Source organism: bacterium, assembly GCA_024224155.1.
In the GTDB taxonomy this organism is placed as follows: domain Bacteria; phylum Acidobacteriota; class Thermoanaerobaculia; order Multivoradales; family JAHEKO01; genus CALZIK01.
In genome coordinates this window covers 16007-31026 of record JAAENP010000004.1, presented here as the reverse complement: position 1 = coordinate 31026, position 15020 = coordinate 16007, and the positions used below count along the sequence as shown (strand labels likewise).

The 15020-nt window shown below is 62.3% G+C and carries 13 protein-coding genes; 12 read left to right on the top strand and 1 reads right to left on the bottom strand.

The annotated features are described in order from the left end of the window. Positions 1-9 precede the first annotated feature (9 nt). Together secF and GY769_00170 are read left to right on the top strand one after the other, a co-directional pair. Entirely contained in the window at positions 10-1209 is a 1200-nt protein-coding gene (gene secF / locus GY769_00175; protein ID MCP4200334.1) for a protein translocase subunit SecF, read from the top strand. Between the two features lie 63 nt (positions 1210-1272). Then, positions 1273-3588, top strand: a complete 2316-nt coding sequence (locus tag GY769_00170; protein ID MCP4200333.1) for a bifunctional (p)ppGpp synthetase/guanosine-3',5'-bis(diphosphate) 3'-pyrophosphohydrolase — start codon at positions 1273-1275, stop codon at positions 3586-3588. A 9-nt stretch (positions 3589-3597) separates the two neighbouring features. Here GY769_00170 and rpmB read toward each other — a convergent pair whose 3' ends face one another. Continuing rightward, on the bottom strand, positions 3598-3825 hold the full coding sequence (rpmB, locus tag GY769_00165) for a 50S ribosomal protein L28 (GenBank protein MCP4200332.1): 228 nt from the start codon (positions 3823-3825) through the stop codon (positions 3598-3600). A 221-nt stretch (positions 3826-4046) separates the two neighbouring features. On the opposite strand from rpmB, the gene pilM reads away from it, so the two are divergent. From pilM to GY769_00115, 10 genes are all read left to right on the top strand, one after another. Further along, the gene (gene pilM, locus GY769_00160) at positions 4047-5099 is read left to right on the top strand and encodes a type IV pilus assembly protein PilM (protein MCP4200331.1); all 1053 of its coding nucleotides are present in this window, start codon (positions 4047-4049) and stop codon (positions 5097-5099) included. Between the two features lie 5 nt (positions 5100-5104). Beyond that, a complete protein-coding gene (locus tag GY769_00155) occupies positions 5105-5713 on the top strand; it encodes a PilN domain-containing protein (GenBank protein MCP4200330.1) in 609 nt (202 codons plus the stop codon). Between the two features lie 11 nt (positions 5714-5724). Further along, on the top strand, positions 5725-6318 hold the full coding sequence (pilO, locus tag GY769_00150; GenBank protein MCP4200329.1) for a type 4a pilus biogenesis protein PilO: 594 nt from the start codon (positions 5725-5727) through the stop codon (positions 6316-6318). Beyond that, complete coding sequence (locus GY769_00145) at positions 6315-6845, top strand: pilus assembly protein PilP (protein MCP4200328.1); 531 nt, start codon at positions 6315-6317, stop codon at positions 6843-6845. Before pilO ends, GY769_00145 begins: the two co-directional genes overlap by 4 nt. Positions 6846-6868: 23 nt before the next feature. Then, positions 6869-9781: a type IV pilus secretin PilQ gene (gene pilQ, locus GY769_00140; GenBank protein MCP4200327.1), complete on the top strand. Its 2913-nt coding sequence runs from the start codon at positions 6869-6871 to the stop codon at positions 9779-9781. Positions 9782-9804: 23 nt separating this feature from the next. Further along, the gene (locus tag GY769_00135) at positions 9805-10353 is read left to right on the top strand and encodes a hypothetical protein (protein ID MCP4200326.1); all 549 of its coding nucleotides are present in this window, start codon (positions 9805-9807) and stop codon (positions 10351-10353) included. A 10-nt stretch (positions 10354-10363) separates the two neighbouring features. Continuing rightward, a complete protein-coding gene (locus tag GY769_00130; GenBank protein MCP4200325.1) occupies positions 10364-11752 on the top strand; it encodes a PKD domain-containing protein in 1389 nt (462 codons plus the stop codon). An 80-nt stretch (positions 11753-11832) separates the two neighbouring features. Continuing rightward, positions 11833-13452 (top strand): PKD domain-containing protein, encoded by a 1620-nt coding sequence (locus tag GY769_00125; GenBank protein ID MCP4200324.1) that lies wholly within the window; start codon positions 11833-11835, stop codon positions 13450-13452. A gap of 143 nt (positions 13453-13595) precedes the next feature. Continuing rightward, positions 13596-14633 (top strand): tetratricopeptide repeat protein, encoded by a 1038-nt coding sequence (locus GY769_00120; GenBank protein ID MCP4200323.1) that lies wholly within the window; start codon positions 13596-13598, stop codon positions 14631-14633. Then, complete coding sequence (locus GY769_00115) at positions 14633-14998, top strand: hypothetical protein (protein ID MCP4200322.1); 366 nt, start codon at positions 14633-14635, stop codon at positions 14996-14998. Before GY769_00120 ends, GY769_00115 begins: the two co-directional genes overlap by 1 nt. Positions 14999-15020: the final 22 nt, after the last annotated feature.

The window sequence follows — 15020 nt, the reverse complement described above, 5'->3', positions numbered from 1 at the left end:
GACACAGACATGGAGTTTTTTCGCGACAGCAAAATCCAGTTCATGAAGTACAGGAAGTACTGGATGATCCTGTCTCTCGTGCTCTTGCTGGTTTCGGCGATCGTGGTCTTCGGCGCCCGGCGGCTCAATCTCGGAATCGACTTCGCCGGCGGCACCCAGTTGACGCTGAAGTTCTCCGAGCCGATCGAGGTTGACAGGCTGCGCGACATCGTTGCCGACGCGGGCGTGCCCGACGCGGTCATCCAGAGTTTCGGCGTCGCCGGGGCCAACGAGGCGCTGATCAAGACGCCGATCGTGGAAGGATCCGAAGAGGGCAGTCAGGGCTTGGTCGTGTCGGCACTCGACGCGGCGCTCGACAACTCCGGCGCGGGGCCGGACCTCAATCGCGTAGGTCGAGAGGTGGTCGAGAGCTTCCTGACCTCGAGAGATCCCGATGCCCGCTTGCCCGGGCTTGCCGACTCGACCGGGCTGGTCGATCAGGCACCCTACGGACCGATAGCGGATGCAATTCTCGAGCTTCGGCGCGAGCAGGGGTTGATAACGGACTGGGCCTCGATCTCGGCGCTGGCCGAAGTGACTCCGGAGTCCGCCGAGGCGCTCGAGAGCGGTGCGCGGCTTGGTAAGTTCTCGGTTTTGGGTGCGGAGAACGTCGGACCGCAGATCGGATCCGAGCTTCGTCGAAAGGGACTTCTGGCCATCGTCTCTTCCATGATCGGCATGCTCATCTACATATGGTTTCGGTTCGAGCTGCGCTTCGGAGTCGGGGCCCTGGTCGCGGTGCTGCACGATGTTTTCATTACCGTCGGCCTCTACGCGCTGGCAGGTTTCGAGTTCAATCTGACGACGATCGCCGCGTTTCTGACGCTCGTGGGCTACTCGGTCAACGATTCGGTGGTCGTTTTCGACCGCGTTCGCGAGAACCTGCGACGTTCCAGGTCCCGACCATTGGAAGAGACCATGAACCGGAGCCTGAACCAGACGCTGTCGAGAACGGTCCTGACCTCGGGAACCACCCTTCTGGTGGTGGGTTCGATTCTCTTCCTCGGTGGCGACGTGCTCAGGGGGTTCGCATTCATCCTCACGATCGGCGTCATCGTGGGTACGTACTCGTCGATCTACGTGGCGAGCCCGTTCGCCCTGCTCTGGGAAACGCTCTTCGGGCGTGGTGCCAGAGGCCGGCGCCGGGAAGCACGAGCGGCCTCCAGGTAGAGCTCGTCAAAAGGCTCCTCGTTGTTCGGCGGGGCCCGATGGCCATAAACCTATAATCTGAGGATGCCGGACCGGATCGTCCGGGCCGGCAGGTCGGAGCCGACCGCGCTCCGGAAGACGATGCCGACTCTGCGCGAGAGATTCTCTTCACGTCCGGTGCCGCCGCCGGTCAAGCCGCCTCACAAGAGCGTGAGCTTCGAGGATCTCCTCGAGCACATGCGAGAGCTCGGCAGACAGCCGGACGAAGCATTCCTGCGTCGGGTGTACGAGTTCTCGGCCGAGATGCACGGAGACCAGAGACGCCGGTCGGGCGAGCCATTCCTGACGCATCCGCTGTATGTGGCCTACTTCCTGGCGGGCTTCCGGGCGGACCAGACCTCGGTCGCCGTCGGGTTGTTGCACGACGTCCTCGAAGACACCCTGACGACTCGAGAGGCTCTGGCGGCCGAGTTCGGCGACGAGATCACCGGACTCGTGGATGGAGTCACGAAGATCGGAAAGCACGAATACGTCCGGCGCGATGAGGCTCAGTCGGAGACCTTCCGCAAGCTCATCCTGGCCTCGGCGAAGGATATCCGGGTGATTCTGGTCAAGCTCGCGGACCGTCTGCACAACATGATGACGCTCGAGCACCTGGGTCCGGAGGTCAAGCGCAGAGTCTCGAGAGAGACGCTCGAGATCTACGCGCCCATTGCCCACCGGCTCGGAATGGCAAAGGTACAGGGGGATCTCGCCGACTTGGCCTTCTACCACCTGCATCCGGTCAAGTTCGCCGCCCTTGAGGCAAAGGTGCGCGAGAAGCTCAAGATCGGGCGCAAGGCGATTACGGACATCAGATCCAGGCTGGAAGAGAGTCTGGCGGTGGCCGGGATCGAAGCCGAGATCAGCTACCGGGTGAAGCGCTACTACTCGATTCAGCGCAAACTCAGTCGGCAGGGGATCGAGCTTGCTCAGCTCTATGACTATCTGGCGTTTCGAATCATCAGCGAAGAAGTCCGAGACTGCTACGCGGCCTTGGGCGTGGTGCATCAGCACTGGCGTCCGGTGCCTGGGAGGTTCAAGGACTACATCGCAATGCCCAAGCCGAACCTCTACCGATCTCTGCACACCACGGTGGTGGTCGAGAATGGACAGCCCTTCGAGGTGCAGATCAGAACCCGTGAGATGGACCTCGTGGCCGAAGAGGGTATCGCCGCGCACTGGCTCTACAAGGAAGGCAAGCCGGATCAAGGCACAGCGGAGACCGAGGTCGCCTGGTTGCGCCAGCTGATCGACTGGCAGCAGGACGTGGATGATCCGCGGGCCTTCATGGCGACGCTGAAGCTGGACCTCTACCCGGACGAGGTGTACGTGTTTACCCCCAAGAGCGATGTCTTCTCGTTTCCCCGAGGGGCGACGCCGCTCGATTTCGCCTACAAGATCCACACCGAGCTCGGTCACCACTGTTCGGGAGCGCGTGTCAACGGCAGGTTGGTTCCACTCAAGACCCGCCTTCAGAACGGCGACATCGTCGAGGTCATGACCCACCCCAACCGCAAGCCCTCGCGCGATTGGCTGAGCTTCGTGGGTACTTCAAGAGCCAAGAGCAAGATCCGGCAGTGGTTGAACACCGAGCAGAAGAAGCGTTCGCTCGAGATCGGCCGCCGACTTCTGGACCGGGGCCTGAAACGACACAAGATCGCCGCCAAGAGGTTCCTGGAGTCGAAGGAGCTGCAGAAGTTCCTGTCGGCGGACGGTATCGCGCATGCCGATGATTTGTTGAGCCGTATCGGTTTCGGCAAGATCACGGTTCGGCAGGTGCTCGACCGAACGCTGACGAGCGAACAACTCGCCGCGGTCAACGCCAAGCCCAGCCGCCTGCGCTCTGCGGTAGAGCGAATTCTGCCGTTCGGTCCGGCGGCCGTTGCGGTGCGCGGCGACAGTGACCTGCTGGCCTATCTGGCGAAGTGCTGCAAGCCGCTGCCCGGCGACGAGATCGTCGGCTACGTCACCCGCGGTCGGGGAGTCTCGGTGCATTCGGTCGATTGCGCCAACGTCACGAATCTGCTGTACAACCCGGAGCGAGAGATCGAGGTCGAGTGGGAGCGCGTCGGCGACGAGGTCTTTCCGGTGCCGCTGGTCATCGAGACCGAGGACCGGCCCGGTATGCTGGCCAGACTCACCGAGGCCATAGCGAAGTTCGACGGCAACATCCGCAACTTCGAAGCCGAGACCGTCGAGACCGGGCGTGGGCAGATCGCCGTGGTGGTCGAGGTCAAGGACAAGAAGCAGTTGGAGAAGCTACGCCAAGGGCTTCGGGGTGTGCGCGGGGTCCTGGATGTTCGCCGCCCGATGGGAAGCAGACCCGATCGCCAAGGCTCGCTCGGCGAAGAGAACTAGGAGCTAGCTCTACTCCGCTTCGACGGTCTCGGGCCGCCAATCTCTTGCCGGGGGCTTGTGGACTTTGCCACTGCGCAAACAACGCGCGCAGACCAGGATTCGCTGAACGGAGCCGTTAACGAGTGCACGAACACGTCTGAGATTGGGTTCCCAGGTACGAGCCGAGACGTTATGTGCGTGACTGATTTGCCGACCGATGGTTGTCTTCTTACCGCAAATGGAGCACTGCTTGGACATTCGAGAATTCCTCCAAATCGAAGCCGGGATGGTAGCAGATTCGTGCGAAAGCCACCAGCCGGTTTTTTCGGGCGCCAATGGAGCCCCGAGCGGCCACCGGACCGTTCCCTTGACAGGGTGTAGATTCTTGTATAGCTTGCAGAAAATGCTTAAGGTTGGCTAGTTAAAGTAGCATCAAAGCTAAAGTTTTTTGGATCATCCGATCAGAGGTGTAGCGAGTGTTGTTTGCGCGTGCTAAAGGAGTTATCGGGCTAGACATCGGCAGTTCGACCGTCAAGTTGGTCGAGCTCAAAGAGCGTAAGGGTGAGTTGCATCTGCAACGTGTCGGGCTCGAGCCGCTCTCTCCAGAGGCGATCGTCGATGGCTCGATCATGGACTCGTCCCTGGTCGTCGACGCGGTCAACAAGCTGGCCGAAGAGAGCGGCGTCAAGAGCAACAACTACGCGACCTCGCTCGCCGGCCACTCGGTGATCATCAAAAAGATCCAGATGCCGGCCATGTCGCCGGAGGAGATCGCCGAGTCGATTCAGTGGGAGGCCGAGCAGTACATTCCGTTCGACATCAGCGACGTTCGCCTCGACTACATGGTGTTGAGCGACGAAGAGGTGGCGCGCGACTCCATAGAGGTACTGCTGGTGGCGGTCAAGCGGGACAAGGTCAATGATTACGTCTCGGTGATCAGCCAGGCCGGCAAGAACCCGGTGATAGTCGACGTCGATGCTTTTGCGGTGCAGAACGCGTACGAGATCAACTACGACATCGATCCTCAACAGGTCGTTGCCCTGGTGAACATGGGCGCCGGTGTGACGACGATCAATATTCTGTCCCGCGGAGCGACCGTCTTCTGGCGCGACATGTCGATCGGTGGCAACCAGTTCACCGAGGCTCTGCAGCGTGAGTACAGCCTGTCGTTCGATCAGGCGGAGCGCCTGAAGCGGGGCGAACAGGTGCCCGGATGCTCGCCGGGAGAGGCGAGAGCGATCTTGGAGGCAGTTTCGACCGAGCTCGCGGCCGAGATCCAGAAGACCTTCGACTTCTTCGCCGCTACCTCGGCCGACGACCGGGTCACCCAGTTGATGCTCTCGGGCGGGTGTGCGCTCACGCCGAATTTGCGCGAAGTGCTCCAGGATCGCTTCAACGTTCCAACCGAAGTTCTGGATCCGCTGCGCCGGGTCCATTACCGAGAGAGCGATTTCGACGGGGTCTGGCTTGATTCCGTGGCTCCGATGCTGGCGGTCGCCGTCGGTCTGGCTGCCAGGAAAGTGGACGACTAGAGACTATGATCAGAATCAATCTCCTCTCCGAAGGGCGCCGGCCCGTCACCGCCAGGAAGAAGGTCTCTACCCGCCGCGGCTTCGACCTGGGCGGGATCGATGCGGCCAGCGCCACGATGTTGGCCGTTCTGGCTCTCGGGCTTTTGGTCTCGCTGGGCCACAACTTCCTGCTCGGTCGCACCATGAACAGGCTTCAGGGCGAAGTCAACGAAGCTCAGGCCGAGGTCGACAAGTTGGCGCCGATCATCGCGGAGGTCGAGCAGTTCAAAACCAAGAAGGCCAAGCTCGAGAACAAGGTCGACATCATTACGCAGCTGAAGACCAACCAGCAGGGACCGGTTCAGATCATGGACGAGATCTCACGCGCCCTGCCGGAGCTGCTCTGGATGGACCGGATGTCGGTCTCCGGACAGTCCATCACGCTGTCCGGGCGAGCGTTCAACACGAACGCCGTGGCTAACTTCCTGGAGAACCTCGATCGTGTGCCGGAGTTCCAGGAGCCGGTTCTGCAAGACGCGTCACAAGCGGGGCAGACCTACTCCTTCGTGATTCGATTCAGTTTTACCCATGTTCCCGATGCAGAAGGGCAGAGCCCGGCCACGGCCGCCGGCTGAGGAATCGAACAATGGCGTTTCAAACCGGACTAGAAGGAAAGCCCTGGTATTTCGGCCTCATCGCCGGCCTGGTCGTTGGCGGGGTCGTCTACTTCGGCGCGCACAAGCTGCTGCTGAAACCCAAGAAGGACGCGATCGGAGGGCTCGAGAGCCAGTTGACCGGCCTTCAGGCCAAGATTCAGGAAGGTCGCGCGGCTCAACAGCAGCTGCCCCGGTTCCGGGAAGAGGTTCGGCAGCTCGAGCTCGAGTTGGACAAGCTCTTGAGGATCTTGCCGGCCCGTCGCAACACCCCGGAGCTCATGCGCCGGATCAGGACCTTGGCCGAGCAGGGTGATTTCAACCTGCTCCGTTTTACCCCGGGCGCGTTCATTGAGCAGGACTTCTACAGCGAGTGGCCGATCGCCATCAACCTCGAGGCGACCTACCACAACCTGGCTCAGTTCTTCGAGCGGGTCAGCCGCTTTTCGAGGATCATCAACATCGAGGATTTGCAGGTCGGAGCCCTTACCTCGAATCCCGATCACACGATTTCCGCCAGCTTCCGAGCGAAGACCTTTGTCTATAAGGAAGAGGACGACGAGGCTGACGAAGGGAGCGCACCATGAAGCCGCACCCGATGACGACCGGGCTGGCACTGGTACTGGTGCTGTGCCTTGCGGGCAGCGCAATTGTGGGCGCGCAGGACGAGCAGCCGCCAGAGCTGCCGGAAGAGTTGACCCAGGCGGAGGCGGAAGACGAGGGAGGCGTCAGCTCGGACGAGCTCTTGGCGGACGAAGAGATGATGTTCCTCGGAGAGGGCTATTCCTACGAGCCCGGCGAGCGTCGGGATCCGTTCAAATCCCTGTTGATCGTGCGCGAACGGGCGGCGATGCGCGGGCCGAGGCCGGAGGGAATCCCCGGACTGTTGATCGAGGAAGTCGACTTGACCGGTATTTTCGTAACTCAGGATGGACCGGTAGCCCAGGTGCGGTCGACGGAAGAAGACAAGAGCTATCTCCTCAGGGAAGGGGACCAGCTCTACGATGGAGACGTCGTCAGCATCGTTGCCAGCGAACTTACATTCAAGCAAATAGTGGACGACCCGACGGCTGTAAAGCCGTTTCGAGAGGTGGTCAAGAAGCTTAACCCGTAGCTTCGCGACAGGAGGCGAGAGCCATGGTTAGTCACGGCATAGGAAACAAAAACGCGAGCGCGGCCAAGCGTAGGTTGGCGCCTTTGGCGCTGCTCTGCGTCCTGTTGATGAGCTTCGGGATCACCGGAGCTGCGCATACCGCGCCGGCAGATTCATCCGTCGAGGCGACACCCGCGGTCAGCGATGTGTCGGCCGTACGCAGGATCGTTGGACTCGAGCTGCGCCGGCAGGGCGCTCTGAGGAGCTTCGAGGTCGTCACTGACGGACCTGTGATCTGGACCAGCTTCCGCGACGGTCATGGACGCTTGGTCGTGGAGTTGCCTAACAGCAACCCGGCGAAAGACGTTCTCGCGCTCGACCTAAGCGACGATCTGGTTCGGTCGGCGGCCTTCGAGGTAGTGGCCGCGGGCCAGCGTCCGATGAGTCGCCTGGTCGTGGATACATCCTCCGACGTCTACCATGCGGTCGTGCCGACTGGCGACGGGCTAGTCGTCGAGTTGACGCCGGTGCCGAGCTACAGCACTTCGTCAGCCAGTGCTATCAGTGGAGAGCTCGAAATCCAGAAAGCGACGGTTTTTCAGGATGACACTGGTTCGCCGCCTCTCGAGTTCGGTCCGGCACCGAGTGGTGTGCCGGCGACGCAACTCCAGGGTGTCGACGTCACCACGGACGATGGCACGACCACGGTCTGGGTCGCCGGAGACGGCGCCTTCTACTACTCTCATTTTCCGCTCACCGATCCCCACCGGTTCGTCGTCGATCTCATCGGCGTGGTCAACACCTCGCCGGTTTCGACGATCGTGGTGCAAGGGGAGCTGATCGACGGGATTCGAGTGGCTCAGTACAAGCCGCAACCCGAGCTCGTATCCAGGGTCGTGATCGACCTCGTGCACCCATCGGTCCCGACCGTCGACGCGACCCCCGAGGGCCTCAAGCTGACGTTCGCGGCCAGCGAGATGGCTACCGAGGAAGTGGCCGAGTCCATGGTCGAGCCCCTGGCGGCCGAGACGGTCGCGATGACCGAGACCGAGGTGCTCGAACCAACTCCGGACGCGGAGCCCTCCGAGCCGATGACCACGGTAGACGTCGAGACCGACACGCTGGTGGCCGACACGATGGCGGCCGAGCAGCCGGAGGCCGAGATGGAGCCGGCGGAGATGGCGGCCGTAGCGACAGAGCCGGAAGCCGCGCAGATCTTGGAGGAGGCCGCCGAGACGATGGCGGTCGAGCCCGAGGAAGTCGAGCCGACTCCGACCTGGACGGAAGCTGAGACTCCGGCCATGGAAGAAGCCGCGGAGGAAGCCATAGCTGAAGCCGAGCCGGCGCCGATGTGGGAAGAGGACCCGACCGCCACGGCTACGGTGGCGGAGCTGGAGCCGGCCGAGGCCTGGCAGGAGCCCGAGGAGGTTCCGGTCGAGGAAGCGGCCGAGGAAATGGCCGAGGAAGTGGCCGAGGAAGCTGCTGCCACCATGGAGGAGCCCGCGGCGGCCCCGACCTGGGAAGAGGTCGAAGAGGACGCTCCGACCTGGGATGAGCCCTCGGAAGCGGCGGGATGGGAGGAAGAGGAAGCTCCGGCTTGGGAAGAAGAGCCGGAGCCCGCTGCCGAGCCGGCCAAGTCCCTGTTCAACGTGTCTGTGGATCTCACGCCCGAAGCCGAGGTCGAGGATCCGTCCGGCTTCGAGACTCGTGATCTAACGGCCGCCGACGGGACGGTTTACACCGGCGAGCCGATGACACTCAGCCTCCAGGACGCGGACGTCAAGGACGTTTTGAGGTCGTTTGCTCAGATCAGCGGACTCAACGTGGTCGTCCAGCCGGGGGTCACCGGATCGGTGACGATCGAGTTCACCGATGTACCTTGGGATCAGGCCCTCGACCAGATTCTCAGAATCAATGGTCTCGACTATCAGCTGGAGGGCACCATCATGCGTGTCGCTCCGGTGTCCGTGCTTCGCCAGGAGGCCGAGGAGCAGGCCCGGCTCGAGGCGGCGAAGGCACTGTCGATTCCGCTCAAGACCATCATGCGTCGCGTGAGCTACGCGACGGCCACGGACATCGCAACCATTCTGAGCAGCGGCGGTGGTGGCAGCATCATGAGCGATCGCGGTTCGGCGATCGTCGATTCACGCACCAACACCTTGATCATCAAGGAGCTGCCCTCGCACATCAACACCGTGATCGCGGTAATCGAGAACCTGGATATTCCCGAGCCGCAGGTGATGATCGAGGCGAGGATCATCGAGACCACCAAGCGGTTCAGCAAGACCCTCGGCATTCAGCTGGGCTTCGACGCGGTCGCGAGTGCCGAGCGCGGCAATACGACCGGCCTCCAGTTCCCCAACACCGGGACGGCGGATGGCGGCGTCAATCTACTGACCGGTGGCAGCAACGGTTTCTTGGGAATCACCATGGGCAACGTTCTGGGCACCTTCAACCTCGACGCTTTCCTGCAGGCGGCCGAGAGCGAAGGTTTGATCAACATCCTCTCGGCACCGCGAATCACGACGCTCAACAATGAGCAGGCGTCGATTCAGAGCGGTCTTCAGATTCCGATTCAGACGATTGCCAACAACACGGTCAGCGTGCAGTTCGTGAACGCGACTCTGCGCCTCGACGTGACGCCCCACGTGACCGCCGAGGGCACCGTCCTGATGGACATCGACATTCAGAAGCGCGAGCCGCAGCTCGCGTTCGCCGTCGTCGGCGCCAGCAACGCTCCGATCTCGACCAAGGACGCTTCCACGCGAGTCATCGTTCGCGACGGCGGCACGACCGTGATCGGCGGCATCTACAAGGTGACCAGCGATCAGGGCGAGGATCGGGTGCCTGGATTGTCGAACATTCCGATTCTCAAGCATCTGTTCAAGAACAAGCGTCGCAACGACGAAAACGAAGAACTGCTTATTTTCATCACGCCACGCGTGGTCAAGCTCTAGAGATCTGGCAAAGGGGTCGATTCATGAAAGCGACAAGATTCATCGCACTCGGATTTCTGGCGGCGAGCCTGCTCGCCTGCGAGAGCCGAACCGATCGGACGGACGGCGGAGGCGTGCTTCTGTCGATCTCCGATTTTGATGGGCTCCCGATCTCACTGTCCGTCAACTCGTCCGACGGGTTCTTGCAGGTCGGCGAGATTCAGGTCACAAGCGTCATCAAGAACCCCGACGTCATCGGTTCGAACCTGATGAACGTCGAGATCGAGTCCTACGAGGTGACGTACACCCGCGGCGATACCGGGACGAGGGTGCCGCCGATCTACGTCGAGGGTCTGTTCGGCGTGGTTCCCGTCGGCGGCATTTTCACCGTTGAGAATCTCCCGGTGATGGGCCCGGCGCAGTTCGATGAACCGCCGATCTCGGATCTGTTCTTCGTGAACGGCGGTTTCGACAAGGAGACCGGCGACAACAAGATCATCCTGAACTTCCACCTCCGGTTCTTCGGGCGGACGCTGTCGGGCGATGCTGTTGAGACAGCCCCGGCCAACTTTACCGTCACCGCAATTCCCTAGGAGAGTCGTCATGACCCGTTTCAAGAACACGAAGCTGACCGCCGGCTGGGCTTTGCCCGTCCTGATGCTGAGCCTGTTGATGGCGTGCTCGACGGATTCTCCGACGGCACCTCAGCAGCAGCCAACGACTGGCGGGGGAGGTCCCAGCGCCAATTGGGTGCTGAAGGTCACGGTTTCGCCCGACCTTCTGAGAGTCAACGACCAGAATCCGGCTACGGTGACCGTGGACGTACGCCGTGCCGACAACAACCTGGCACCTCCGAGCGGAACGACGATCGTCGTGTCGACCTCGCTGGGTGAGTTTGACGCGCCCGGGAGCGCCCTCACGTCCCTCGCCTTGGGAACGGTCAACGGGCGGGCGCAGGTGCCGCTCTTTCCCGGTGCAGTCACCGGCGTAGCGGTCATCACGGCACAGCTCGAGGCCTCCGCCGGCCAGACGACGATCGAGGTCCTCGAGGAACTGCCGGCCCTGGTGGCCGCGTTCTCGTTCCAGAACACCACCGACAATCTTTCGATTCAGTTTCTGAACGAATCCAGCGGCAGACCGGACCGCTTTCTCTGGGACTTCGGCGACGGTAATACGAGCACCGAAGAGCATCCGGCACACATCTACGCCCTGCCGGGGGACTACCCGGTGGAGCTGACGATTTTCCGGGGCGAGGAGTTTGCCAAGAGCGCCGAGATCGTACGAGCGGTCCAGGACGTCTTCATCACGGACGTGAACCCGAGACAGGTGAGGCCGGGCGAGCGTCTCCAAATCCGCGGCCAGGGTTTTGACAACGCTATTCGGGTTCTGGTCAATGGCCTCCTGTCGAAGCTCATTTCGAAGTCGTCGACACTCCTCGTGATCGATGCACCGGTCAACTTCGCGTTTCCAGAGGAGCCTTGCGACTCCAATGGGGACGGAATTTTGGACGGGTTCAAATTAGTTCCGATTCCGTCTCCGATAAGTATCACCGTCGAGGTCTCCGGCAACGTTGGGTCAGATACCGTGGCCGTTGATCTGACGATTCTTACTCCTCTGGGTAGCGGGTGCGTCCCGACGCCCGGAGAAAGCGGGAACCTTTTCATAACCGATATCTCGCCGAACGCCGGTCCGGCATCGGGAGGCCAGAGCATAGCGATCACCGGTACCGGATTCTCCGATTCGCTGCGTGTCTTCATCGGCGGTGGTTTCGCGACGACCCTATCCGTCACGCCGACTCGAGTTGTCGTGGTCACGCCTCCAGGGATTCTGGCGACCGTACCTTGCAACATCGACGCGGACCCAGAGACGGGCCTGGTGGTTGCCGACACCCTGGTCGACGTGGTCGTCGAGTTGGCGTCGGGGACCAGCCATACGGCACCCGGTGGCTACACCTACTTGGCTCCGATCGGAGCGCCCTGCAACGGGGACTAGATCGGGCCGAGAATCCAGTCAAACCACAGGGCGGCTGCCTAGACGGGCAGCCGCCCTGCTGCGTATACTGAAGCGATTCCATGAGGACCGGAACCCGCCTACTTGCCGCTCTGTTGCTTCTGACCAGCTGGGCTTCGTGCGACCGGCCGACGCCGGTGGCGCCGGCCGAGTCGGCGCTCACGATCACCGCGAATCCCACGCGGATCGCGGTCGACGGCGAGGCGATTATCACGGTCTTGGCCCGAAAATCGGACGGCACCGCCGTCAACCCGGGCACCGAGATCAACTTCGCGACGACCCTGGGCACGATCGACACCGTGGTGGCGACCGACGACCGTGGGATCGCCGAGGCGACGCTGCGCGGCGACCTTCGGATCGGCATGGCCACGGTCACCGCCGATTCCGGCGCGGCGGGAACCGCGACCATCGAGATTCAGATCGGCGCATTGGCGAGCTTCATCGACTTTACCGCGACCCCGGAGACCATCAACAAGGACCTGCCGCCCGGGGGCGAGAAGATCAAGCTCAAGGCGATCGTCCGCGACGATCTCAACAACGTGATTCGCGGTATTGCGGTGGCTTTTGAGGCCGACATCGGGACGCTCGAGTCCGGGGGCTCGGTCACCAACAACAACGGTGTCGTGAAAGACACCCTGACCGTCAAGAGCGTGGCCGGTATTACCGATGGCGTTTTCGAGATCACGGCTCGCGCCGCCGGAGACGACGGCTCTGAGATCAGTGAGATCGTCGAGATCACGGTGACCGGGTTCGCCTTCAACATCACGCTCACGGTGCAGCCCACGAGCATTCCGGCCGCCGGCGGCGTGATTCAGCTCTCGGCCTTGGTGCGCGACGACGAGTTTGAAGCCGCCGTTGGCGAACAGGTCAACTTCATCACCGAGGCAGGGAACCTGGACTCGGGCGGAGGACTCGTGACCACCGACGCGGGCGGTCAGGCCTCCGATACCCTCAGAGTGACCCAGGCAGATTTGGCGGCCCTACCGGCGACGGCCATTTCCTTCAACGTGTCGGCCGAGGTGGGTGGCGGCGGAGGGGTCTTGGTCGATTCCGGTCCGGTGCCGATTCGAATCCAGCCGGATCCGCCGATCGCGGACTTCGGCGTTTCGACGGTTGGCCTCACGGCCACCTTCTCCAACACGACTCTGGGCGACCCCCCGTTCACGTTCGTGTGGGATTTCGGCGACGGGGACTCCACCACCGCGACGACCACGGCGCCCGTGTCCCATTCCTACGAGTTCGCAGGGACTTATTTCGTGACCTTGACGGCGATCAATGACGGCGGTGACGACAGCATCACCAAGGAGGTCACCGTCGAAGATCCCATCGCGCCGACGCCGCAGCTGAGCATTGCCGTTTCGTACGACGAAAGCGAAAGCCTGATCGCCGATCCTGGAGGTGACATCGCCGCGGGCGACACCCTGCGCTTCGATATCGTCGTGAACAACAGCGGCGACGTGGACCTTTCGGCCGTGACGGTGGCATCCAACCTGACTCCGGCACCCACTTGTTTGCCGACGGTTCCCGTTATGCTGCTGCAGCCGGCAGAGTCGATTGTCTGCGAACAGGACTACGTGGTTACCACTGCCGACGTCACTTCGAAAGACGTCACGAACCTCGTTCAGGCCGACAGCCCCGATACCACGCAGGTGGCGGATACGGTGACGGTCACGATCCCCTAGCTTCTTTTCGAGAAGTCTTGTCGAACGTGCGAGGGGGGCGCTAGCGTCCGGCTTGGATTACCGGTTGGGAGGGGACACGAAGGCATCGTTTCCCCGATGGTCACTGATATAGTTCCTGCTAGCCTTTACGGAGCTTCTTCGCCGTGACAGCCGAAACTTCCCATTCGCTCGAGGACCTCGAGCGCCGCTGGCAAGTCGACAAGACACCGCAGGTAGGACTTCGGCTGGCCGAGGAGCACCGAAAGAAAGGTGATCTCTCGGCTTCGATCGACGTGCTCGCCACCGGGCTGGAGGTCTATCCCGACCACACCGCGTCGCGCGTCGCCCTGAGTCGCTATCTCGTCGACAGCGAGCGCTTCGCCGACGCCGTGCTCCATCTCGAGCGGATCGTCAAACTGGATCCGACCCACCTGGTTGCCAACAAGCTCCTGGTCGGGGCCTACACCGGCATCGGCAGGTTCGCCGAGGCGCGCGACAAGCTGGACATCTACGAGATGATGGGCGAGGGGGATGCCGACATCGAGCGGCTGCGCGCCCTTTTGGAGGCCGCGGAGCGCGGCGACGAGCTTCCTGTCGCCGAGCCGGAGGACGCCTTGCCTCCGCCGAGTGATGACTGGCTCGGAAAGGGCGAGGAGCTTGCTGTCGCCGAGCCGGTTTCGCCACTTTCATCGGTTTCACCGCCTTCACCGGTTTCAGAAACCGAGATCGGCGCGCAAACAGCCCCGGACGATTTCGAGAGCGATGAGCCCTTTGGCACGGCGTGGACGGCGCGAGGTCCAGCGGGCTACTGGCAGGCGGTCGCAGAAGAGGGCATCTTTACCCTGGAGGCAGCCGGGCAGCTCGAAAGTGAGCTGGTCGAGCCCTCTGAGTACGATCTGCCGGGAGCCGGGGAGCCGTCCCCGGCCGCCGGCGCGGAGTCGACCGTGACGATGGGAAGCCTCTATCTCGAGCAGGGGCATTATCAGGAAGCCGCCGCGGTCTTCGAAGATGTTCTCGCTCGCGAGCCCTACAACGAGGTGGCCCAACGCGGGCTCGAAGCCGCGCTCGAGGGGGAAACGCCTGCCGCTCGTGACGCCGGCGACGAGGAAGAAGAATCGACCGCCGACAGGTTGGAACGCCTCAGGTCGGTGCTGATCGCCTACCGCGCGCAGCTACGAAAAGCGGTTGAAGCAGGCGTTTGATGTTTGAGCAGCGACTGGCGGATATCGCTTCGCGTCTGGACAACCTTGCTTTCGTGTCGTTGGTCGCCTCCGACGGCATCCGTGTAGAGAGCTACACCGCAAAGGATGAGCTTTCCGAGCTCGACAGCGACAACCTCGCCGTCGAGCTCCTGACCCAGCTCAAGGCGATCTCGGAGAACCACGGCGAGCTGGGCCTGGGAGAGGTATTCGAGTACTCGGTGATGACCAAGCGCTTCTTGGTGATGCTCGGCCGAGTCGCCCCCGGCTACTACTTGATGCTCGTGCTGGCCGGAGGCCCCAGCTTCGGGCGGGCTCGATTCGAGTTGCGCCGCGCGTCTTTGGCATTCGAGGATGATCTGCTGTAGTAGCCAACCGGCTCGCGGGGGA

Coding starts and splice junctions, on each gene's coding strand:
- GY769_00115 (MCP4200322.1), top strand. CDS start 14,633: ATGTTTGAGCAGCGACTGGCGGATATCGCTTCGCGTCTGGACAACCTT.
- GY769_00130 (MCP4200325.1), top strand. CDS start 10,364: ATGACCCGTTTCAAGAACACGAAGCTGACCGCCGGCTGGGCTTTGCCC.
- GY769_00125 (MCP4200324.1), top strand. CDS start 11,833: ATGAGGACCGGAACCCGCCTACTTGCCGCTCTGTTGCTTCTGACCAGC.
- pilQ (MCP4200327.1), top strand. CDS start 6,869: ATGGTTAGTCACGGCATAGGAAACAAAAACGCGAGCGCGGCCAAGCGT.
- pilO (MCP4200329.1), top strand. CDS start 5,725: ATGGCGTTTCAAACCGGACTAGAAGGAAAGCCCTGGTATTTCGGCCTC.
- GY769_00170 (MCP4200333.1), top strand. CDS start 1,273: ATGCCGGACCGGATCGTCCGGGCCGGCAGGTCGGAGCCGACCGCGCTC.
- GY769_00145 (MCP4200328.1), top strand. CDS start 6,315: ATGAAGCCGCACCCGATGACGACCGGGCTGGCACTGGTACTGGTGCTG.
- rpmB (MCP4200332.1), bottom strand. CDS start 3,825: ATGTCCAAGCAGTGCTCCATTTGCGGTAAGAAGACAACCATCGGTCGG.
- GY769_00155 (MCP4200330.1), top strand. CDS start 5,105: ATGATCAGAATCAATCTCCTCTCCGAAGGGCGCCGGCCCGTCACCGCC.
- GY769_00135 (MCP4200326.1), top strand. CDS start 9,805: ATGAAAGCGACAAGATTCATCGCACTCGGATTTCTGGCGGCGAGCCTG.
- secF (MCP4200334.1), top strand. CDS start 10: ATGGAGTTTTTTCGCGACAGCAAAATCCAGTTCATGAAGTACAGGAAG.